Annotated in this window: 14 protein-coding genes, 8 pseudogenes and 1 riboswitch; of the genes and pseudogenes, 9 read left to right on the forward strand and 13 right to left on the reverse strand. The window is 36.7% G+C overall.

Annotated elements, in window-relative coordinates:
• Nucleotides 1-10: 10 nt before the first annotated feature.
• From JCM21714_RS03995 to JCM21714_RS04005, 3 genes and pseudogenes are all read right to left on the reverse strand, one after another.
• Nucleotides 11-1,804, reverse strand: a pseudogene (locus tag JCM21714_RS03995) (assimilatory sulfite reductase (NADPH) flavoprotein subunit).
• A gap of 119 nt (nt 1,805-1,923) precedes the next feature.
• Complete coding sequence (locus JCM21714_RS04000; protein WP_035722029.1) at nt 1,924-2,646, reverse strand: phosphoadenylyl-sulfate reductase; 723 nt, start codon at nt 2,644-2,646, stop codon at nt 1,924-1,926.
• An 83-nt stretch (nt 2,647-2,729) separates the two neighbouring features.
• A riboswitch (SAM riboswitch) is annotated at nt 2,730-2,848 on the reverse strand.
• A gap of 82 nt (nt 2,849-2,930) precedes the next feature.
• Complete coding sequence (locus JCM21714_RS04005) at nt 2,931-3,755, reverse strand: STAS domain-containing protein (RefSeq protein WP_035722031.1); 825 nt, start codon at nt 3,753-3,755, stop codon at nt 2,931-2,933.
• A 134-nt stretch (nt 3,756-3,889) separates the two neighbouring features.
• Here JCM21714_RS04005 and JCM21714_RS04010 point away from each other — a divergent pair, with 134 nt between their 5' ends.
• Nucleotides 3,890-4,198, forward strand: coding sequence for a winged helix-turn-helix transcriptional regulator (locus JCM21714_RS04010; protein ID WP_035722189.1), 309 nt, complete (start codon nt 3,890-3,892; stop codon nt 4,196-4,198).
• Nucleotides 4,199-4,295: 97 nt separating this feature from the next.
• Here the strand turns inward: JCM21714_RS04010 and JCM21714_RS04015 are convergent.
• The 5 genes and pseudogenes from JCM21714_RS04015 to JCM21714_RS04035 form a co-directional block, all read right to left on the reverse strand.
• Nucleotides 4,296-4,949: pseudogene (locus JCM21714_RS04015) on the reverse strand (aldo/keto reductase); the annotation flags it as partial.
• A 230-nt stretch (nt 4,950-5,179) separates the two neighbouring features.
• Entirely contained in the window at nt 5,180-5,926 is a 747-nt protein-coding gene (locus JCM21714_RS04020) for a TspO/MBR family protein (RefSeq protein ID WP_035722033.1), read from the reverse strand.
• Nucleotides 5,923-7,362, reverse strand: a complete 1,440-nt coding sequence (locus tag JCM21714_RS04025; RefSeq protein WP_035722036.1) for a cryptochrome/photolyase family protein — start codon at nt 7,360-7,362, stop codon at nt 5,923-5,925. The genes JCM21714_RS04020 and JCM21714_RS04025 overlap by 4 nt, the downstream gene beginning before the upstream one ends.
• Nucleotides 7,363-7,426: 64 nt before the next feature.
• The gene (locus JCM21714_RS04030) at nt 7,427-8,416 is read right to left on the reverse strand and encodes a diguanylate cyclase (protein ID WP_035722038.1); all 990 of its coding nucleotides are present in this window, start codon (nt 8,414-8,416) and stop codon (nt 7,427-7,429) included.
• 12 nt (nt 8,417-8,428) lie between these two features.
• The gene (locus JCM21714_RS04035; protein WP_035722041.1) at nt 8,429-9,226 is read right to left on the reverse strand and encodes an alpha/beta fold hydrolase; all 798 of its coding nucleotides are present in this window, start codon (nt 9,224-9,226) and stop codon (nt 8,429-8,431) included.
• A 155-nt stretch (nt 9,227-9,381) separates the two neighbouring features.
• Here JCM21714_RS04035 and JCM21714_RS04040 point away from each other — a divergent pair, with 155 nt between their 5' ends.
• The gene (locus JCM21714_RS04040) at nt 9,382-10,329 is read left to right on the forward strand and encodes an EAL domain-containing protein (RefSeq protein WP_235182597.1); all 948 of its coding nucleotides are present in this window, start codon (nt 9,382-9,384) and stop codon (nt 10,327-10,329) included.
• Between the two features lie 371 nt (nt 10,330-10,700).
• On the opposite strand, the gene gdhA is transcribed toward JCM21714_RS04040, so the two are convergent.
• Complete coding sequence (gene gdhA / locus JCM21714_RS04045) at nt 10,701-12,062, reverse strand: NADP-specific glutamate dehydrogenase (protein ID WP_035722043.1); 1,362 nt, start codon at nt 12,060-12,062, stop codon at nt 10,701-10,703.
• Between the two features lie 172 nt (nt 12,063-12,234).
• Nucleotides 12,235-13,522: pseudogene (locus JCM21714_RS04050) on the reverse strand (MFS transporter).
• Between the two features lie 140 nt (nt 13,523-13,662).
• On the opposite strand from JCM21714_RS04050, the gene JCM21714_RS04055 reads away from it, so the two are divergent.
• The 5 genes and pseudogenes from JCM21714_RS04055 (at nt 13,663) to treR (ending at nt 19,366) form a co-directional block, all read left to right on the forward strand.
• A complete protein-coding gene (locus JCM21714_RS04055) occupies nt 13,663-14,016 on the forward strand; it encodes a hypothetical protein (RefSeq protein WP_035722045.1) in 354 nt (117 codons plus the stop codon).
• A gap of 236 nt (nt 14,017-14,252) precedes the next feature.
• Nucleotides 14,253-15,244, forward strand: a pseudogene (locus JCM21714_RS04060) (AI-2E family transporter).
• A gap of 187 nt (nt 15,245-15,431) precedes the next feature.
• Nucleotides 15,432-16,890: pseudogene (treP, locus tag JCM21714_RS04065) on the forward strand (PTS system trehalose-specific EIIBC component).
• Nucleotides 16,891-16,948: 58 nt separating this feature from the next.
• Nucleotides 16,949-18,635 (forward strand): annotated as a pseudogene (gene treC, locus JCM21714_RS04070) (alpha,alpha-phosphotrehalase).
• 18 nt (nt 18,636-18,653) lie between these two features.
• Nucleotides 18,654-19,366: pseudogene (treR, locus tag JCM21714_RS04075) on the forward strand (trehalose operon repressor).
• A gap of 338 nt (nt 19,367-19,704) precedes the next feature.
• Here the strand turns inward: treR and JCM21714_RS04080 are convergent.
• Entirely contained in the window at nt 19,705-20,712 is a 1,008-nt protein-coding gene (locus JCM21714_RS04080; RefSeq protein ID WP_035722047.1) for a FecCD family ABC transporter permease, read from the reverse strand.
• A pseudogene (locus JCM21714_RS24655) lies at nt 20,709-21,679 on the reverse strand (FecCD family ABC transporter permease). The gene JCM21714_RS04080 and the pseudogene JCM21714_RS24655 overlap by 4 nt, the downstream one beginning before the upstream one ends.
• A gap of 199 nt (nt 21,680-21,878) precedes the next feature.
• Between JCM21714_RS24655 and JCM21714_RS20870 the strand changes: the two are divergent.
• Entirely contained in the window at nt 21,879-22,190 is a 312-nt protein-coding gene (locus tag JCM21714_RS20870) for a hypothetical protein (protein ID WP_235182598.1), read from the forward strand.
• A 5-nt stretch (nt 22,191-22,195) separates the two neighbouring features.
• Entirely contained in the window at nt 22,196-22,855 is a 660-nt protein-coding gene (locus tag JCM21714_RS04090; RefSeq protein WP_235182599.1) for an ABC transporter substrate-binding protein, read from the forward strand.
• A 52-nt stretch (nt 22,856-22,907) separates the two neighbouring features.
• Here the strand turns inward: JCM21714_RS04090 and JCM21714_RS04095 are convergent, their stop codons facing one another.
• Nucleotides 22,908-23,171, reverse strand: coding sequence for a hypothetical protein (locus JCM21714_RS04095; RefSeq protein ID WP_035722050.1), 264 nt, complete (start codon nt 23,169-23,171; stop codon nt 22,908-22,910).
• Between the last annotated feature and the right edge of the window lie 43 nt (nt 23,172-23,214).

The following is a 23,214-nucleotide window of genomic DNA, read 5'->3' on the forward strand; positions in this document are numbered from 1 at the left end:
GTGCCCCCCTTTAGTAGACATCTCGTTGATATCTCTTTTCTAGTTTTAGTGTATTTAAATAATCTTTTGCTGCTTCTGTGCTTAGTTCTCCCTGTTGAGAAATAATTGTCTGTAAGGTTTCGTGGACATCTTTAGCCATATGTTTTTCATCACCACAGACATAAATATGTGCTCCTTCTTCGATCCACTCGTAGAGCTCCTGTGCTTTTTCAAGCATACGGTGTTGCACATATACCTTCTGTTCACTGTCACGGGAAAAGGCAACATCCATTCTGTTAAGGTAGCCGTTCTTCAGCCAATTTTGCCAATCAACCTGATATAAAAAGTCTGAACGAAAATGCTGGTCACCGAAAAATAGCCATGTTTTCCCTTTCAGTTCTAACTCTTCTCTTTCTTCGATATAACCTCTGAATGGCGCGATCCTGTACCTGGACCAATCATAATTACAGGGGTCTGATCATCTAAAGGAAATTTGAAATTAGGATTTTTATGCACGTACACATTTACGATGTCACCTGGTTTAACCCTATCAGCAATCTCTCCCGTGCAAACTCCGCATCGATCCCGGCCATAGGTGTGATATCTTACTGTGGCAACCGTTAAATGAACTTCGTCTGGATTAGCTTTGTAGCTGCTTGATATCGAATATTGTCTCGCCGGTAATTTACGTAACGTGTGCATAATTGACGATGGATCAAAACTCTCAGGTGGAAAATCAGTGAGTAAGTCTAATAAATCGCGACCATCTAAATATTGCTTTACCTTTTCTGGATCCTTAATAAATTCTGTGAGACTATCGTTGTTAAAATGATCAGCTGCTTTTTCCAATAAACCTTTTGTAAGTCTGGAAATTTCAAAAATTGAGGTGAGTGCTTCCTGGATCGAACGAATTTCCCCCTTGTTTATTGATTGGGATCGTTTGCTCTGGATTCCAATCAAGCTTCTCCATTATTTCCTGTACCAGGCTAGGATCATTCTTCGGACAGATCGCCAGGCAATCGCCGGGTTCATATTGTAAATGAGAACCATCTAACGAGATTTCAATATGGCGTGTTTCCTTATTAGACCCTTTGCCACTAAGCAGAATATTATCAAGAACTTCAGCGGTAAAAGGGTTGCTTTTGGAATAGATGGATTGTTCCGCAGGTGTTGATTTTATATTTTCTTCCTTTTCGCTTATTCGAGATTCTTTTTTCAAATAATCAAGTATTCCAGTTGTCCATTCTTCCGTTAGTTCCTCATAATCAACATCACAATCGACCCTTGGATATATTCTCTTTGCACCGAGCTCTTCTAACCGTTTATCGAAATCTTTTCCAGTTTGACAAAAATGCTCATAGGATTCATCACCTAATGAAAGTACCGAAAATTGCACTTGATCTAATTTCGGAGCCTTCCTGCTGTGTAAAAATTCATGAAATTGAATCGCGTTATCTGGTGGATCTCCTTCACCATGTGTAGCAGTAATAATAAATACGTCTTCCGCTTCTTTTAATTTTTTCGGCTTGTAATCATCCATACTGGAAATCGTAACAGTACGATCCAAGTCCTCTATTTGCTTCGATATCCTTTCTGCTATTGCCTGGCAGTTACCTGTTTCTGATCCATATAAAATCGTGGCCGTTCTTGTTTTTAATTTTTTTGGTGAAGCTTCTGTTGATGGTGCGCTTTGTGTAGCAGTTTGTGATGCCGCAAGATAACCTGCCAGCCAATTTTTTTGTGCATCGGTTAATGTTGGTAATACTTGATTTAATATATCCGTCTGTTTTTCGTCAAACGGACTGTTCACCACTTGTAAAGTCAACTCTTTCACCTCTTTTTGGTATGTCACAACATTCTATTCCTTCGAATACGATTAATCTTATTTATTCCGATAGATTTACTTAGTTATAGAGATAAAAAAAAGATTTATCTCGTATCAGATTATGGATTTACATGCAGCCCACATTCTGTTTTATTAAAACCTGACCATCTTCCTGTACGTTCATCACTATTATCCAACACTTTTGATGTACAAGGAATGCAACCAATACTTGGATAATTTTCATCGTGTAATTTATTATAGGGTAGTTGGTTTGTCTCGATATAGTTCCATACATCTTCATGTGTCCAATATATTAACGGACAAATTTTGATCGAATGAAATCGATCGTCTTTGTTTACAAAATTTGTTTTAGCTCTTGTTGGTGATTGTTCTCTTCGCAATCCGGAAATCCATGCGGTAGCCCCCCCACCAAGTGCTTCTTCAAGCGGTTTTACTTTTCTAATATAACAACATTGATCAGGATTTCTTTTCCATAAGGCAGATCCATATTGTTCACGTTGCTCGTCAACTGATATTGCGGGTTTTTTCATGATAATATGCAGTGATGGATACCTTTGTTTTACTTCCTCAATCAAGTCGTATGTTTCTTGAAAGTGAAGCTCTGTGTCTAAAAACACTAAAGTGGCATTTGGTTTTACCTTTGCGATTAAATCAATAATTACCATACTTTCTGCTCCAAAACTGCAGGCATATACTAACGATTCATCATACTGCTGATAAGCCCATTCAATAATGGATAAAGCCCCCCCTTTTGTAGTATCATAGGACTCGGTAATTTCTTCATTTAATGGGCTTTCTTTATAATTATTATAGGTAAGCATATATTTCTCCCTTCAAAAGAAATAATTATGAAAAAGCCTTCTTATCATTTTATATAAGAAGGTAAGCAATTTAGTGACATTCCTTCTTATCTTTCGGGTTCCTATAGATATTTCCCGCAGGATTTGGCACAGTGTTTACGATTCAAAACCTGTTGCCGAGGTTTCTAAGGGCCTGCCCCCCCTCCACCTCTCTGGATAAGAATTCCATTAATTTTCAATTAATTCTATCGTACACAAGTTAAGGAGAGTTGTCAATACGAAAACTGCAATTAATGGGATCTTTACTAATTGATAAAACTGGATGATTGGACTTGATGCTTTTGATCAATAGAGATAAGAGCATCTCTTACCGTCTGGTATACATGATCTTCGTTTAATTTTACATTTAATAGTGTAGAGGATGTAGCTAATTTGCTGTTAATTCCTGTGAAAATTACCGTAGTTCCTACTAATTCAATCATTCTGATCGCTTTAAATAATTGTTTTAACCCGAAATCTTCTACTTGTCCTGTACCAGTCAAATCCAAAATTAAATACTTAATTTTCTCATTCACAACGCTATGAACTGTTTTATTTATTAAGATAGTTGATTTTTGAACATCGATTTTGCCAATTAAAGGACATACACCAATTTGATGATCAATTTTAATAATAGGCAGAGATTGCTCTAATACTTGCTGCTGTGTGCAAGTATTCATATCGTTTCTTTGAAAAAAACCATTTATGAATCCTGTGTTAAAGTGTAGAATCATTTTATCTATTTTTCCATTTAGTACAGTGTATTCGGCGGAAGTCAATGCGTGAGTCTCTAAATTTTTCTTCATATAGTTTGTTATATGCTGACTAATTAAGGGAAGTAAATCCGCGGCATTCATAAAGAAATTCTGATCTATCACTGTATTTCCACATTTCTCACCTATTGTTCGCATGTCACGAAAGGTAATATCTCGATCGTTACTTTCTAATTTATCGCTGATATATAAGATTAAATTATTAATAAAACCTGATAGGTTTGAGTGATCATTTGATTGTAAAAGCGATTGTGAAATGGTATAATAGTGTGTTGTAATTATTTGGACAGCAAGTTTTATAAATTGATTGTCTAGCATTCTAATAATTCCCCCCCCTTAAATTATAAGAAATTAATCTTTCTTCTAGTTTATAGGTTTTGAAAAAGAATAAAAGTAGTATATTTATTTATACTAAGGAGGAGCTGACAAGATTGGATAAAGACTTAGAATCTATGAAAATAACGTTAGATGTTGTGTGTGGGAAATGGAAGGCCATGATTTTACTAAAACTAAATAATGGCACACTTAGATTTGGGGGGGAAATAAAGAAAAGTATTCCGTTGATTAATCATCAAACGCTCATCAAGCAATTAAGGGAATTAGAGGAAGATGGCCTTATTACTAAAAAGTCGTATCCGGTTGTGCCGCCCTGGGTTGAATATTCTTTAACGGATTATGGAAAGGAGATTCAGCCATTATTAAATCAAATGGTTGAATGGGGAGAGATGCACTTGGATAAAGATAAAACCCCCCCTTCATAGTGTAAACATAAGTATGTATGACATACATACTTTTAAACATATAAGTAATAGAACTTAGATGATGAAGAAAAGGAAGAAACTACGACATAACTTCAATATGCTTAGTAGTAATTTTGAAACGGATAATAGGGGGAACCATCGCTACGGCTTGTCCAATGCCATGCTTTTCACTAACTGGAATAATCCCTTTCTCGATATTACGATGTAACATACAGTCATTCGGTTGATTGACAACAATTCGATCTAATAATTCTTGATCCGCAAGGCGAACAGCCTCTGTCATTTGTTCAGCTGTCCATTCGCTTACACCAATATATAACACTTTTCCTTGACGTACTAAATCATCTAAGGCACGGAGTGTTTCTTGATAGGAGTATCTGCGTGGAAACAGTGACAATAATAAATGTCAACGTAATCTAGTTTAATCTTTGTAAGCTGGCATTGCATTGCTCCATAATTTGTTTGCGTGATAAGCCTTGATCGTTTGGACCATCACCCATTTTGCCAAAAACCTTTGTAGCTAATACGTAAGAACTTCTAGAATATTTGCGTAAAGCTTTTCCAACGACTTTTTCAGCTTCTCCTCGCATGTAGACATTGGCTGTATCAAAGAAATTGATTCCTAAATCATATGCCTTATCAATGGACGCTTCAGCTTTTTCTCCTCCACATAACCACCATATGTGAGTCAGCTACCTAAGCTTGTTTCACTTACTTTAAGACCAGTTTTTCCTAAATTCCGATATTCCATATGTCTACTCTCCTCCTTTTATTAAGCGTTTATATTATTATACGGCAGATAGAAGAGAATCATCTGCTTTGGTTAATGTTATTTATGTGTGGTAACTTGGTTAGGAGCTATCATAACGGAAGAAAAGCAAAGGGGAAGCTGGGATCGACTTATTTTGTATCCTGATATAAAGTGGCAGCGGAATGACATAAGGAAAGTGGGGGGGAGGATACCGCTGCGGCCCGTTATTTTCAGCCTTCAGTATCCTCCCTATTTTTTTGATGGGAGATCGTTAATATCGTTACTACTATAAAAAGGAACAGGGCGCATGCATAGGCTGTCCATGCTACCTCGTTAAACTCCGCGTTATTTTTGATACCAATTCCGATAAATGCCCAGATAAATACCAGCACATAAAAAATATCCTTTTCTCGCCATAAAAATAACAAGGCTAATCCCGTTGCAATGATAATCATAACAATTGTCCAAAAAATACTTATACTTTCCTTTTCACCAAAACCAAGGTAAACGAGATAATAACTGATATTGGCAATTGTCGCAACACTAATCCATCCCAGATAAATTGAAAAAGGAAGTAGTTCTAATTTCGAAGCTTGAACTTTTTTGCCTCTCAAATAAAGAGTAATAAGTGTTACTAATAAACCAATCATAATCATATTACTGATGAAAAATAATTGATAATGCCAGCTTAGTATCCATGCAACATTTAACACAGAACTTAACCAAAATAATTCACTGCACGCTCGATAAACAGGTGCATGCTGACGATCCTTTGGCAATTGAGCAAACACCCAAATTGCTAACAAGAGATAGATTAAGCCCCAAATACTAAAAACATAGCCTGCAGGTGTGAAAAGTACTTCTAACTGATTGGAAATTTCGCCTGTTGTCATTCCATTAATAGGAATGATGTTTGCTAAAGAGTTGACGACAATCACTAAGGCTAAAGCAGTCAGGTTTACCCAAAAGTTCTTCACGTATCTTTTCCCTCCCTTTTCATGTTTTGAAAGGCTTCAAGGGCTCTTTCGCGAGCAAATCTATGCTCTACTATTGGAGCGGGATAATCTTGTCCGATTGTAACACTTGCTTGATTTAAGATGTCTTTAGGTGCCTCGGCTGGATGATAAATGTATTTAGTAGGTAGTGTTTTTAATTCTGGTACCCATTTGCGAATATAGATGCCATCGGGGGGGTCAAATTTCTCCGCTTGTTTGATCGGATTAAAAATACGAAAGAATGGCGATGCATCAAAGCCTGTACCTGCTACCCATTGCCATCCCATAGTGTTGTTGGCGAGATCATGATCGACTAATTGCTTTTCGAACCATGCTTGTCCTTCACCCCAATGAATTAATAAATGCTTCACTAAAAAAGAAGCGGTAATCATCCGAACTCGGTTATGCATATAACCTGTTTCATTAAGTTCACGCATACCGGCATCCACAATCGGATAACCGGTTAAACCGTCTTTCCATTTTGCGAAGATTTCCTGTTCCTTTGCTATCCATGGAAAGTTCCGATAAGAAGGTTGTAGGGGGGGTTGATTTACGATATGAGGAAACACCGCTAATTGGTGATATGCAAAATCACGCCAAACCAATTGTTTTAGAAATGCTTCCGCACTCTCTTCATATGTATGTGATAATTCTTTTTCCATTCCTGTTAATTCAAGTTGTTCCTGTGTTTCATGCCATATTAGTCTCGGTGATATTTCTCCTTGAGCCAGATGAGGGGATAATCTCGATGTAGCATCCATTCCTGGGTAATCGCGATAGGTTTTATAATCTTCTAATTGATTTTCTAAAAAAAGTTGCAACTTGTTTAATGCTTCTTTTTCCCCCCCGGCTTTCCAATGGCTACTTATTGTAGTATTCTCAAAAATGGGTTCTTTCTCATTAACTTCTGATTGTTCCCAGGTAATCTCTTTTGGTTGTGGTAATGGCTTTTGAATCGGAAAGGAGCTCAAACTTTTCCAAAAAGAAGTAAACACTTTATACGGTTTACCTTGTTTATTTAAAATGGTTCCAGGCTCAGTTAACAGGCCAGCATGAAATCGCTGTACCGGAACTAGGGTGTTGTCATAAATGTATTGGTCCAGCTGAACTTGTTCAGGCTCATAAGACAGGTTAAAATAGAGGGCATTCGCGCCTGCTTCCTGTATTAATTTGGGTAAGATAGTTGCCGGATCTTCTTCCCGTATGAGCAATCTTCCACCACTTTGATTAATTGTTTTTTGAAAGGACAATAAAGCCTGATCATGAAAAATTTCACTATTCGTAAGCTTACCTTTTATAGAAGTGGGAAAGTGTATATAAACCGGTATAACAACACCATCCTGTGCTGCATAATAAAGAGCAGGATTATCAATAAATCGAAAGTCCCTCTTGAACCACACGATAATTTTTTTAGTCATGAATGACACCTCATTATAGAAGTAGTATACCCGTTATTGGCGGTTTGTTTCCTTCTCGTCTTTTTTAATGATGCGATTCCGAAGAGAACGTCCGATCTAATGTATCAGCATGTGTTACTTGGTCTCTGCCATTTCGTTTCGATTCATATAAAGCATAGTCTGCCTTTGCAAGAATGGAATCGATATTATCCACATGAGAAAAAGTAGCAATGCCTAAGCTGATCGTCAATTCAATTGTATTCCAATCAGCCTCTTTGACCACCTTCTGTAACTGTTCTGCAAAAGTAATAGCCATTTTTGCTCTTATGTCAGGCATTAGAATAACAAATTCTTCGCCGCCAAATCGGGCGACTGTAAATTCATCGGAGAAATGAGCAACCATTGAATTTGCTATGTTTTGAATGATCTCATCCCCCCCAACGCTGTGTCCCCCCCAATTATCATTGACCTGTTTGAAATGATCGATGTCTACTATGCATAGAGAAAATGGAGTATGATTATCATAAAATGATGTCACATATTGATCTAAGTGTTCAACAAATACTCTTCGATTATACAAATTGGTAAGCGGATCGCGTGACGCAAGGTATTCCAATTGTTTATTTAATTCTACCAATTGTATTTGATTTTGTTGTAATTTATCATGTAATTCTGTCTTTTCCTGCAAGGCTTGCGTTAACTTCTTATTTACCTCACGAATTTCCTTTTCATATTTAATACGATTTTGAATGGGTATCACAATACAATCAATAACTGGTTGTGAGTCTGTTTCAAACATTTTAGCATTAAATATAACGTTCAATATGGAATGATCTTTATGTCTTAGGGATAAATATATTTCCTGAATGGATCTAGAATTACGAATTTCAGGATATAGTATCGAATGAAAGAATAATTTATTTGCATTGTTAAGTAGTGATTCTATATGATTATTTTTTAGTTCTTCCTTTGTATATCCAATAAGATTAGAAAAAGTAGTATTAACGGTTACAATATGTCCCTGTATATCTATTGTTACTATTCCACAGGCAGCATCGTCTAATCTTTTATGCATTAATTATTCCTCCTATAGATGCCTTTCAAGTGCTCTAATGGTTTCCTCAGGATGACTGATGTGAGGATAATGACCTTTTGCGCTAAGCACATGTAATTGACTCTTTGGTATGTGTCGGTTCATATACTTTGCCGCCTCTATTGGGACAAAACTATCATTTGAACATTGTAAAATAACGGTTGGCACAGTGACCTGTGAAAGTTTATCTCGATAATCTGAAAGTAATGTTGATTGCAAGAAGTCGTAAGTAAGATTAGGATCATTACTTTGAAAATGTGATTCCACTAGTTTTGTTTTATCTGCACCTTCACTTACAGGTAGAGCGACAGGAGCTAAATAGCTTGCCCATCCGGAAAAATTCATCTCCATCATTTCCAGTATATCATCGATTTCATTACGTTCAAATCCACCAATATAATCGGGTTCATCATTCAAATAACGAGGTGAAGCACCAATCATTATTAATTTATGAACGATATCTGGCCGCTTTATAGAGAGTAATAATCCGATCATGCCTCCGACTGAATGGCCAACAAAATAAAGATCTTTCCATTCTAATGCATCACATATTTCTATAATATCTTCTACATAGCCATCTAAAGTTTGGTATTTTTGTTTGTGGTAGGCGTTTTTATCAGAATGGCCAGACCCTACATAATCGAGCAAAATAATTTTGTAATTGTCTTTGAAAGCTGGAGTAATCCATTTCCATGTGGTTTGATCAGAAGCAAAACCATGTGCGAATAAAATAGCACGGTCATCGTTTCCGATTATGCGAATATTGTTGCGTTTCATTAGTTTGTAAGTCAATTCATCTCTCCTATCTGATTATGTCGAATGTTATTAAAACAATAGTACTATAAAGGATAAGGAATTGAAATGATATTGTTCGTCATATTTTCGACTTAAGTAGGACTCTTGTCATAGAAAAAGTGGTATTATAGTGATAAAATATTAATTACAACATGATAGAAGAGGATGATTCTAAGAAGATGCGCTGCCATAATTGTGCAATGGGTGAGTTAGAGATTGAAGTAAAATTTACAAATAATGACCAACAGACTTGGATCGAACAGGTTTATCATTATTTAACATTTCATTATCAAGTAAAAAGAATAGAGAATATTTTAGTCGTATCAGAAGATGCATTAAGAGATTTACATGATTTTTGTAAAGATCATATGGATGTTAATGAAGTGTTTTTTCGAATCGGAAGTCAAACATGGAAGCCGATACTTGAAAGTGTTGAAATAATGAATGCGCATTGGATTGATGATGTGATTAAAAATAAACAGGTGATTTCTTATTATCAACCGATTATATCAAGTGATAAACAGGTATATGCTTATGAATTATTAGCTCGTTTTATTGGCAAAAATGGCCAGTTAATCTTTCCAAATGAGATCTTTTCAGCTGCCCGAACTAGAGGAAGATTATATGCACTTGATCGTTTATGTAGAATGACCGCTGTAAAACATGCTGTTCGCCTTCAGAATGTAAAAGCGTTTATTAATTTTATTCCAACTTCCATTTATTCACCTGAGCATTGTTTGAAATCAACAATAATGCTGGCACAGCAACTGAATTTGAAACAGGAGATGTTAGTATTTGAGGTAGTAGAAACAGATAAAGTTGATGATGTCGAGCATTTAAAAACTATATTAAATTACTATAAAAGCAAGGGTTTCTCATATGCATTGGATGATGTTGGTGAGGGATTTAACACAGAATCTTTGCTTAAAGAGTTAACGCCCCCCCGTTATATGAAGTTAGATATGAAATATGTCCGAGGGGGGGTGTCGAAATCTGATGAAAAACAACAAATAGCTTCTCGGCTGTTGGAAGTTGCTAATGATTTAGGTTCTATTCCGTTAGCGGAAGGCGTCGAAACGAAGATGATTTTGAGTGGCTAAAAGAGCGTGGGTATCAATTGTTTCAAGGCTACCTTTTTGGAAAGCCCGCACCAGATCCGGAAATGGTACATTAATGGATGATACAAAGTGATGGATTTTGAAAGGAAGTATGTGCGTAGCAACCGCTTCGGCTTGCCCACTTCGCTTTCCGGGGGGGCGTGCTCTTCAGCTAACTTTGCAAAGAAGACCACTTTACAAAGTGGATCTTCAGATCACGCTGATCCCCCCAGGAGTCGAAGTGGACGCCTGCGCTACATAAGATTCTACAATGAATGCAAGTAGTAGTATGTGGCCTATTATTTATACCAGATTTCTTTTATTATAATCTCATAAAAAAAGGATCCCATAAGTTGGGATCCTTTTTAAATATATTAAATGACTCCTTGAGCGATCATGGCATCGGCTACTTTAACGAAACCAGCAATGTTAGCGCCAACTACTAAGTTTCCAGGATGACCATATTCTTTCGCTGCTTCTACACTGTTTTTATAAATATTTGTCATTATATCTTGAAGCTTTTCGTCCACTTCTTCAAACTTCCATGAAAGTCTTGCACTATTTTGAGCCATTTCTAAGGCAGATACTGCAACACCACCAGCGTTAGCAGCCTTTGCTGGGCCAAATAATACATTGTTTTCTTGGAATATATCAATTGCTTCTAGTGTAGAAGGCATATTTGCACCTTCACCAACTGCTTTCACACCATTCTCTACTAGTGTTTTTGCAGCATCTTCATTTAATTCATTCTGTGTTGCACACGGAAGTGCGATATCACAAGGAATAGTCCAAATGCCTTCAAATCCAGCAGTATACTCTGCTTCAGGATGTTCATTTACATATTCTTTAATACGTTTTCTTTCTACTTCTTTTAGACGTTTAACTGTATCAAGGTTGATACCATTTTTGTCATATACATAACCACTAGAGTCACTACATGCTACTACTTTTGCGCCTAATTCCGTAGCTTTTTGAATCGCATATGTTGAAACATTTCCAGAACCGGAAACAACCACAGTTTTTCCTTTGAAGCTGTCACCTTTAGCTTGTAGCATTTCTTGTACAAAATATACAGTACCAAAGCCTGTAGCTTCTGTACGTGCTAAGCTGCCGCCGAAGTTTAATCCTTTTCCTGTTAGAACACCGGCTTGATTTCCACCACGCATTTTCTTATATTGACCAAACAGATAGCCAATTTCGCGAGCACCAACACCGATATCACCAGCAGGTACGTCTGTATCTGGACCGATATGTTTGGATAGTTCGCTCATAAAGCTTTGGCAAAAACGCATGATTTCACCATCAGATTTACCTTTAGGATCAAAGTCAGCTCCACCTTTACCGCCACCGATTGGTTGTCCGGTTAAAGAGTTTTTGAAGATTTGTTCAAATCCTAAGAATTTAATTATGCTTGCATTAACAGATGGATGGAAACGCAGTCCACCTTTGTACGGTCCGATTGCACTATTGAATTGAACACGGAAACCACGGTTTACTTGTACTTTCCCTTCATCATCAACCCATGGTACACGGAAGGAAATAAATCTTTCAGGCTCTACCATTCTTGCCAAAATGTTGTGTTCCATATAAACAGGTTGTTTTTCGAATACAGGAACTAATGAATCAAAAATTTCTTTTACAGCTTGATGAAATTCAGTTTCGTTTGGATTGCGTTTTTTGACAGTTTCGAACACGTCATTTACGTAGTTTTGAGCTACTTGATTTGCATTTGTCATATCTTATTTGTTCTCTCCTTACATTTTTTATTTATATAATTAAGCATAAGCGTGACACCAAAGTTGATCGACATTTTCTATTTTGTCTAACTATTGCAAAAATTATTTCCTTGTTATTAAGTCTATTATATCAAATTGATCTAAACAATGCTCATGCGAGATATAAATGATATCAATTTAAGATAGGTTTTGTTATTCCCTCTATCTTTTTATCAGATGGAACAAAATAAAGTATGATCATTCCGATTAAAAATAAAAGAAGTAAGCTTAGTATGCCTAGGTTTGACTTGCCGGTAATTTGTGTGGTAGCACCTAACAAAATCGGACCAGTAATGGATGCGAATTTGCCGAATATGTTGTAAAATCCAAAAAATTCATTTGCATTTTGTTTCGGAATAAGTTTTGCAAAGTATGATCTGCTTAGGGCCTGAATACCCCCCCCTTGTGAAGAAGCAACAAGCATTGCAAGAATCCAAAAGTCTAAAGCTGATTCCAGAAAATAACCATAAATACAAACGATCATATAAATAAAAATACCAACATATAGCATGGATTTTGCAGAGAAGCGATTGGCCAGTTTCCCATAAATTATGGCAAAGGGAGCTGCTACTACTTGGGTAACCAATAAAACTACCAGAAGAACAGTTGCGCTTAATCCTATATCAGTTCCATATGCAGTAGACATAGAGATGATTGTTCCAACTCCGTCAATGTAGAAAAAATAGGCAAGTAAGAAAATAGATAGATATTTGTATTCCCGAATATGTCTTATTGTATAAAAAAGTCGTTTGAAGCTTTGTGCGATTGGATGGGGTTCTCTTTGTATAAAATGTTTCTGCTTTACATTTTTTAAAATAGGAATGGAAAAGGCAACCCACCACGAACATGTTATTAGAAATGCAATTTTACTTGCAGTGATGCTGCTAATGGGTAAAATGTCTTGTTGGGCTAACAATATAATGGCAATACTTATAACAAAGGGGGGGATGGCGCTACCAATATAACCAAGTCCGAACCCACGTGCAGACACACTATTCATTTTTTTATCGTTTGTTACATCTACTAAAAAAGCGTCATAAAACACATTAGCACCAGTGGACCCGAGTGAGGCTAACGTATAGAAAATAAGTAATAAGAGCCATTGACCTTCTGGTACAAATACTAAAGCAAACGTCGAAAAGATTCCAAGTCCCATAAAACTAATGAAAAATCTCTTTTTGAGTCCTTCATAATCTGCAATGGTGCCTAATATGGGACCAATCATTGCTAATATAAATGTAAAAATGGCTATGGTGTAACCTAAATAAGCCGTTGAATTCGCTCCAGTAATTCCTGCCTCTGTAGCTTGCGCTTTATAATATATGGGGGGGAAAATTGCAGTAGTAATAATGACAGAGAATGCAGAGCTTCCCCCAATCATAAAACATCCAACTATTTTCTTCTTTAGTAAACTTTTTCATATCAACACCGTCCTTTTGTTTATTTTACTTTAGTAAGGCTAAAAATCCCATATTAATATAAGAAATTAATATAAGTTTAATAATGATGGAAACGGGTACATTAACATTAGTAAAAAATATTATTGAAAAGGATGATGATAATGTATAAAGCAATTCAGGCATTCTTTAAATCAGAAAACGATGCAGAGACAGCGAAGGCAGACTTAAATAAAATTAAGGCAAATAATATACGTGTAGACCACTTGCCAGAATCTGATCGAACATTATTATTAACTCCACTTGCATATTCCGGAAATAATACTTCGGGTATGGGAGCTGGAGGAGGTATTGTAGCGGCCTTCACTAAGAATAATGAAGGAAAAGGCGTTACTGGTGATAATAAGTCGCGAGATTATACAATAGAATGTGAAGTTGCCGAAGATGATTACCAGGAAGCTTTAAAAATCATCATGGAAAATGACGGTCATATGGATAAAAAGATGCTAGAAAAATAAACACAAAAAAAGCAAGGGCAGCTGCCCTTGCTTTTTTAATATGAAAGAAAGTTTATTTAAAATGACTTGCACGGGAAAATACTTGGCTATTCAGTGAAAAGTATAGTTTAAAAAGGGCACAATAAGTGAATGAATACAAGAAAGGAGTGAAACAACGTATGTGGTGGAAGAATTCCTATTTTAAATATATTACCGCTTTTATTCTATTATTAATTGCAATCTTTTTTATGAAATTAATGCATCTATTTGATCCCTTTCTGACGATATTTAAAACATTATTTTATCCAGTTTTAATCGCTGGATTTTTGTTCTATATATTACGTCCAGTTGTAGAACTCATATCTAAAAAAATGCATATAGCTAACGTGATGGCGATTCTAATTACTTTCATCTCCGTAACAGGAATGATATATGGCGCAGGATATTTTTTGGCATCAACAATACGAAAGGAAGTAGAGGACTTCTCCCATTTACCGAGTAAACTGCAAGAAATGGCCGATAAGGCAAAAATGGAAGTGGAGAAAAAAGATATGGGTCTCTTATCAACTAACTCCATTGAGCATGAAATCACTCAATATTTTAGTAATTTAACGCAGCGCATGGGAGAGCACTTCACCCAGGTTTTTACGACGGTAATTGGAGCTGCGACTCTTATGATTATTGTTCCTATTTTGGTTTTCTTCTTTTTAAAGGATGGAAAAAGTTTATGCCATTTGCCACTAAGTTTTTAAAAGGGGAGAAGAGACGGGAAGCAAAATCGCTGCTGTCGAATGTGGACAAAACGATTGCTGCTTACATTATTGGACAAGTTACGGTGGCATTTGTTGATGGTGTGCTCATGTACATTGGATATGTCATTATTGGTTTACCATACGCCATCCTGTTAGGGATCTTTGTCATAGTGACTGCGGTTGTTCCTTTTTTCGGACCAATTATTGGAGTGATTCCAGCTTTGATTGTTGCGATAATGCAAGACCCTGTGATGGCGATTTATGTCTTAATTATTTTAATTGTAGTGCAACAACTGGAAGGAAGTTTAGTGGCACCAACAGTTTTAGGCTCTCGCCTGAAAATCCATCCACTCACGATTATATTATTACTGATCATTGCGATGCCACTGGCTGGCTTTATTGGTATGGTAATTGTGGTCCCTGTGTATGCAGTAGGAAAAGTACTGGCAATAAATTTAGTAAGGTATATTAAATTATACCGGGAAACGATTGAATAGTCATAAAAATTATTAAATATACTAGGTGTGGAATACATGTAAATTAAGTTTGGGTACACTTCAATTCTGGTACTTTAGTTAATTCAAAACAAATCTTAAAATATTTCTCATTGACAATCTTGTATATACAAGTTAATATGAAAACGTAATCACTTGTATATACAAGGAAAACGGAGGAGGAAGCGTATTGAGCAAATATACAGATTCCGCAAAAGAATTGTTAGAAAAAGTAGGTGGCAGTGAAAATATTTCCGTTGTCACACACTGTGCTACTAGAATGCGTTTTGTTTTAGCAGATCCAAGCAAAGCGGATGTGGATGCAATCGAAAATATTGATATTGTGAAAGGAACCTTTACACAGGCAGGTCAATTTCAAGTAATTATCGGAAATGAAGTTGCTTCTTTTTACAATGAATTCACCAAGATTGCCGGGGGGGTAGGAGATACTTCTAAAGAGGAAGCTAAGGATGCTGCCAAACAAAATATGAATATTGTCCAACGTTTAGTTGCACACTTAGCTGATATCTTCACACCGATTATTCCAGCTTTAGTTGTTGGTGGTCTTATTTTAGGTTTTCGAAATGTTATCGGTGACATTGATTTTGATACAAACGTTGATGGATTACAGTCATTAGCTGATTCTTCTCAGTTTTGGACAGGATTATATAATTTCTTATGGTTAATTGGAGAAGCTATCTTTCATTTCTTGCCCGTAGCAATCACATGGTCAATTTCGAGAAAGATGGGTACCACACAAGTATTGGGTATTATTTTAGGTATTACTTTGGTTTCCCCCCCACAATTGTTAAATGCGTATGGTGTAGCAGGGGCAGAAGAAATTCCAGTGTGGGATTTTGGATTTGCTCAAATTGAAATGATTGGCTATCAAGCACAAGTTATTCCGGCAATTTTGGCTGGATTTGTGTTAGCTTATTTAGAAATATGGTTACGTAAAGTTATTCCACAGGTAGTTTCAATGATTTTTGTACCATTTTTTGCTTTAATTCCTGCCGTTTTAGTTGCTCATATTGTTTTGGGACCAATCGGCTGGGAAATTGGTTCATGGATTTCTAATGTTGTGTACGATGGTTTAACATCAGGAATTGGCTGGTTATTTGCGGCAGTATTTGGATTCGCTTATGCCCCCCCACTTGTCATTACTGGCTTACATCATATGACGAATGCAATAGACTTGCAGCTCATGAGTGAATTTGATGGCACGAATCTATGGCCGATGATTGCGCTGTCAAATATTGCGCAAGGTTCAGCTGTAGTAGCGATGATTTATTTAAATCGAAAAGATAAAAAAGAACAACAGGTTTCTGTACCAGCAGCTATTTCCTGTTATTTAGGGGTAACAGAGCCGGCATTGTTCGGTATAAATTTAAGATACCTCTTTCCATTTATAGCAGGTATGACTGGTTCAGCTATCGCAGCTGTTGTTTCAGTTAGTTCAGGTGTAATGGCAAACTCGATAGGTGTTGGGGGGTATTCCTGGAATTTTATCTATTCAGGTTCCGCATATGTTGATGTTTACTGTTGCAATGCTCATTGCCATTGTTGTACCTTTTATTTTGACTGTGATTTTATCACGGACAAAAATGGGGGGGAAAGATGCATATGAACGCTTAGGAAAAACAAGATAAAAATCAAAAAAGAGGAGGGAACTCCTCTTTTTTAGATTTAATAGGAGGTTGATTTGTCATGGACGAAAAATGGTGGCAGAAATCAGTAGTTTATCAAATATATCCAAAAAGTTTTAATGATACAACAGGAAATGGTGCCGGTGATATCCAAGGTATTATCGATAAATTAGATTATTTAAAAAATCTGGGAATTGATGTTATTTGGCTCACTCCCATTTATGCCTCTCCGCAAAAGGATAATGGCTATGATATCTCTGATTATTATAAAATCCACCCAGAGTATGGAATAATGGCAGACTTTGAAAAATTACTAACAGAAGTACATCAACGTGGTATAAAACTCATTATGGATATAGTAGTTAACCATACCTCTACAGAACATAAATGGTTCAAGGAAGCTCAAGCGTCAAAAGTTAATTCATATCGAAATTATTATATTTGGAAAGATGGTGATTCCAGCACCCCTCCAACAAATTGGCAATCAAAATTTGGTGGCTCTGCATGGCAATATGATGCATCAACAAAACAATACTATTTGCATTTATTTGATAAAACACAAGCAGATCTTAATTGGGAGAATGAGGATTTGCGTCAAGCAGTTTATCAAATGATGAACTATTGGTTAGATAAGGGGGGGTAGACGGCTTTCGATTGGATGTAATCAACTTAATTTCCAAAGATCAAGATTTTCCGAACGATGATGGCAGTATTTCACCAGGCGACGGTCGGAAATTTTATACGGATGGACCACGTGTTCATGAATATTTACAAGAAATGAATCAACAAGTATTTCGGGGGGGACGTAAAACACTGACGGTAGGAGAAATGTCTTCCACTACTTTGGAAGATTGTATTCAATACTCTAATCCTGAAAGTAAGGAATTAGACATGACTTTTAACTTTCATCATTTAAAAGTAGATTATCCAAATGGCGAAAAATGGACGAAAGCCCCATTTGATTTTCTGGCCTTAAAGCAGATTTTATCTAAGTGGCAAACAGGTATGCAAAAAGGGAATGGGTGGAATGCACTTTTTTGGTGCAATCATGATCAACCTAGAATTGTCTCACGATTTGGTGATGATCAACACTATCATCTTGAATCAGCGAAAATGCTAGCAACAACCATTCATTTAATGCAAGGAACACCATATATCTATCAAGGTGAGGAATTTGGTATGACAAATCCCAAATTTGAAACTATTGAGCAATATCGTGATGTGGAGTCCCTTAATATGTATGAGATGAAAAAAGAGAGGGTATGGCTGAGGAGGATATTATAGCAATTTTGAAGGAAAAGTCTCGAGATAACTCCAGAACACCAGTCCAATGGAACAACAAAGAAAATGCTGGTTTTTCAAATGCTACTCCATGGATTGAGATTCCTGATAACTATAGATCGATTAACGCGGAACAGGCCATTGAAAATCCAAATTCTATTTTTCATCATTATCAAAAGTTAATTGCATTGAGAAAACAATATCAAGTGATTACAGATGGAGATTATCAGCTGCTATTATCCGATCATCTTGCTATTTTTGCATATTTGCGAGAAAATAAAAGCCAACGAATGTTAGTAGTCAATAACTTCTATGCGGAGGAAGTGACGTTGGAATTGCCAGAAGATGTAGAAAAGCTGCTTGTTAATGGAAAAATAATTATATCCAATTATTTACAAGCCCCAGCTTCTATTCAAAACGTAACACTTCGTCCATATGAATCCTTTGTCTACTTTATACAGAAATAAATGGGGGGGAAAACATCGATGAAAAATAAATATTTAGTTATTTATCAGGAAATGGTAAAACAGATCGAGCAAGGAAACTTTCATCCAAATCAGTTCTTACCATCGGAGCATGACTTAACAGATAAATTTGAAACCTCCAGAGAAACAATTAGGAAGGCCCTCAATTTATTGGCTCAAAATGGATATATTCAAAAAATCCGTGGAAAGGGTTCCATGGTGATAGATCGTAATAAATTTGATTTTCCCGTCTCTGGGCTTGTTAGTTTTAAAGAGTTAGCAGATAAAATGGGGGGAAAAACCGAAAACATTTGTACATACTTGTCATTTAATTAATCCGAGTCATTATATCCAAGAGCAATTAAAAATGAGTGATTCTGATCAGGTATGGGAGGTTATTCGGGCACGATCATTCGCCGGAAAATATATTATATTGGATAAAGACTATTTAGCCAAAAAGTATATATCCTTTATATCTCGGGATATAGCTGAACAGTCTATATATTCTTATATAGAAAATGAGTTAGGTTTAGTGATTAGTTTTGCTAAGAAAGAAATTATTGTGGAAGAACCAACCGAAGAGGATCGAGACTTGCTCGATTTAGAAGGTTTCATAACATCGTCGTAATTAAGAATTATGTCTATTTAGATGATGCTACTCTGTTCCAATATACAGAATCAAGACATCGCCAGATAAATTTCGTTTTGTCGACTTTGCACGAAGAAATCATTAAAAAATGAGGCTGCGTCATAAGAATTTTATACGTATTAGGAAGATTATGCGCACTAACTAATGAGGTAATTATGATTTGACTCTACTGCTTAACAAGCCGCTCCGGCTTGTCCGCTTCCCTTTCCACGGGTTTTTCTTCTCAGTTAACTTTGGCAAGCCAAAGTGGAAAAACATCCCGCAGGAGTGAAAGTGGACGCCTACGCTCTTGATTTGCTCTACAACGATTATGATTAGTATCTTTTTGAACTTTCTAAAAGAATAATAACTATAAATCGAGATAGAAGGGCCGAAATTCTACCACTTACATCCATTGTAGATGTTATACAGCGCAGGCGTCCACTAAGTCTTTAATAACAAATATATAAAATATGGTGCGCTCATTAAGGCGATTATGACACCGACAGGCAAGGTAGTTGGCGAGAATAAATTCTCGGCTACAATGTCGGCGGATATAACGATGAAAGCTCCGATCAGAGCTGAAATAGGAATCATCAATTGATGCATTGGACCAATAATTCTTCGAGCAATATGTGGAGCAATTAAGCCTAAGAATGCAATTCCACCACCAGCAGCAACCGAAGCCCCCCCTGCTAATGCTACAGCTAATAAAAGTAATAAAAGCCTTTCCCTTTCAACCTTTGTTCCAAGACTTGAAGCAACAGAATCCGTTAGATTCATGACATTTAGTGTGTTTGCTTTCCAGATTACGAGTGGTATGAGCAAGATGATCCACGGCAATAAGGCATAAACAAACGTCCAGTTAGCACTCCAGATGTCGCCAGTTAGCCATACGGTTACCTGGCGAAAATCCTGGGGGGGATCCATCTTCAGTTGAAAAATAATTAACCCAGCATGAAATCCGGCATTCACCCCGATTCCGACTAAAATAAGACGGATCGGACTAATGCCATTACGCCATGACAATAAGTAAATAAGGAGAGCAGCGATAAATGCTCCTGCTAATGCAAAAACGGGCATAATAAAGATAGAAATTGGTGAATCTGCCGTTATATTCTGTTGAAAAAAGTAAATAAATAAAACAATCGATAACCCTGCGCCAGCATTAATTCCAATAATCCCGGGTTCAGCTAATTCATTTTGGGTAATTGATTGTAAGACAGCACCAGACACGGCTAATCCCATTCCAATCAATAAAGCTAAAATAATCCCAGGTAACCTAAATTGGAATAACACTAATTCTTGTTGATCCGTGCCATCTCCAATGATGGTTTTCCATACATCAGATGGGGAAATAGAAATAACACCTAAGTTTAAACTGATTAAACTGCTAACTATAATAGCAATGATTAAGATTATACTGATAAGTACAAATTTTTTCTTTCTCATAGCTTCGCACCTCCTCTGCCTCTTGCTAAATAAAGGAAGAATGGTACCCCCCCGATGATCGATGTAATCGCCCCCCCTACTGGAGTTTCAAAGGGGGCATTCACCATACGTGCTAATATATCAGCGACAACTAATAATACGGCACCAAAAATAGCGGAAGCAGGTATAATCCATTTATAATCTGTTCCAACTAAAAATCGTACAATGTGTGGAATAATTAATCCAATGAATCCTACTGCACCAGCTGTAGTTACGGCAGCTCCAGTCAACATAAAAACAGCAATTATCGCTGCGGATTTTGTAATAATATTGTTCTGACCAAGACCTGTTGCCACATCATCTCCCAAACTGAGTAATGTTAAGGATCGAGCGATGAAAAAAGCAATAATAAGACCAATACTTCCAGTTAGCATGAGAATCTGTACAGCCGGCCAGGTAGTATTCGCTAAACCGCCTGCAATCCAGAAGCTTAGTTGTTTTTCTAATTGGAAGTGTAGCGCAATAATGGAGGAAATAGATTGCACAAAGGTTCCAATTGCTACCCCCCCTGCTAATGCCAGTTTGACAGGGGGGGTTAAACCTGTTTTTGATAGATTACCAATCAAAAAACGACAATAACAGTAACACCGGCTCCAATAAAGGCAGCAAATGTTTGATTTAGTGAGGAAGCAAGTGGATAAAAAGCCAGCATAATAACAAGTCCTAAAGCGGCACCGTTTGTTACTCCCATAATAGATGGTGATGCAAGTGGATTGCGTGTCATTCCCTGCATGATCGCACCAGCAACTGCCAGAAACGCACCAACAAAAGCAGAACCAATTCCACGAGGTAAACGAATATCACGGATCACAAGGTGGCTTGTGTTTGCCGGATCGAATTGAAAGATACTATTCCAAACCGTTACTATATGTATATCAGTTGCCCCATAAATAACCGACATCAAAATAGAAATAATTAACACGATCATTCCAATGATTATCAGTAAAAAACTACCTCTTTTATGTTTTTTTCGTTTATGTCTATTGCTCCCATTTGGATTCCCTTCTTTGTTTTACGATATCAATAAGTATACTAGTGCATAGAAATTATAGCAAAAACTAATTGACTTTTTAATTGAAAATGAATATCATAATCAATAGATATATTTAGAAAAGGGGGGGATTGAAATGAAACGTATACAACAGTATTTACTAGTATTTTTCCTATTAATGTTATTACTTTTAGTTGCTTGTGGTGGCCAGAATCAAGAGGAATCTCAAACAACGGAAGAAGATTCGGCAACAGAGGAAACAAAAGAAACAGAAGAAACAAATGAACCAATTGTAGTAGAGGGACAAAATGGAGATGTAACCATACCAGCGAATTTGGATAAAATTATTGCACCATATATGGAAGACTCTTTATTAGCCTGGGTGTCACACCGGCAGCACAATGGGCAATCGGAGAATCAGTTCAAACCTATTTACAAGATCAATTAGAGGGTGTGGAGACAATAGAGTGGGACATGCCTCTGGAGCAAGTATTAAGCTATCAGCCAGACTTATTAATTTTAAGTACGGTTGATTCAATGACAGGTCAGCTAACTGATTATGAGGAGATTGCACCTACATATGTATTCAAACCAGAGGACCATAATGATATTCGCCAACAAATTAAAATCATTGGTGAAATTGTAGGGAAAAGTGATGAAGCGGAAGCTCGTTTAAACGAATATGACAGCAAGGTGACGGAAGCCAAGGAACAATTAGTAAATACAGTTGGTGATGAGACAGTGGCGATTATCTGGGTGGCAGGTGATCAATATTTTATGTTTGAACAGGATCGTCATGCTGCGAAGGTTTTATATGAAGAATTAGGATTAACTCCATCTGCATTAACGGTTGAATTAGGAGCAGCAGAAGCTAACTGGAATCCTATTTCATTGGAAAAATTAGCGGAACTTGAAGCGGATCATCTCTTTTTGTTAGCTGAAGAAGGGGTAACCGGTGTGGATGCCTTAGAAAACAGTTCCGTTTACCAAAATTTAAAAGCGGTACAAAACGATCACGTATATCATTATACGGATCCAAGTAATTGGACAAATAAGGGAATTATCGCATACGAAAAAACGATTGAAGATGTTACCGAAGCATTTAATAATTAATATGGAAAAAGCTCAGGGATTCCCTGAGCTTTTTCGATGGTATTAAATTTTTTTACCAGAAGAAAAAGGGGGGGAGGAAAGCAATAGTTGCAATGGCTCCTAAGGCAATGCCAAGTCCTAATCCCCAAGGATAACCTCGACGATATCCATAGTAACCATATCCATAGCCACCCAAACCTCTATTTTGCCCTAATGGAGCTATAAATACTTTAGAGGGATTGACACGTCGAATAATACCTTTATGAACTTCACCATTACTTGTGACGATCTTCACAGGACGACCAACATGTTGGCAACAAAAATCATAATGTGACATTTACAGGCTCCTTTCCATACGAATGCAATATAGCATTACTACT

The organism is Gracilibacillus boraciitolerans JCM 21714 (genome assembly GCF_000521485.1).
Taxonomy (GTDB): domain Bacteria; phylum Bacillota; class Bacilli; order Bacillales; family Amphibacillaceae; genus Gracilibacillus; species Gracilibacillus boraciitolerans.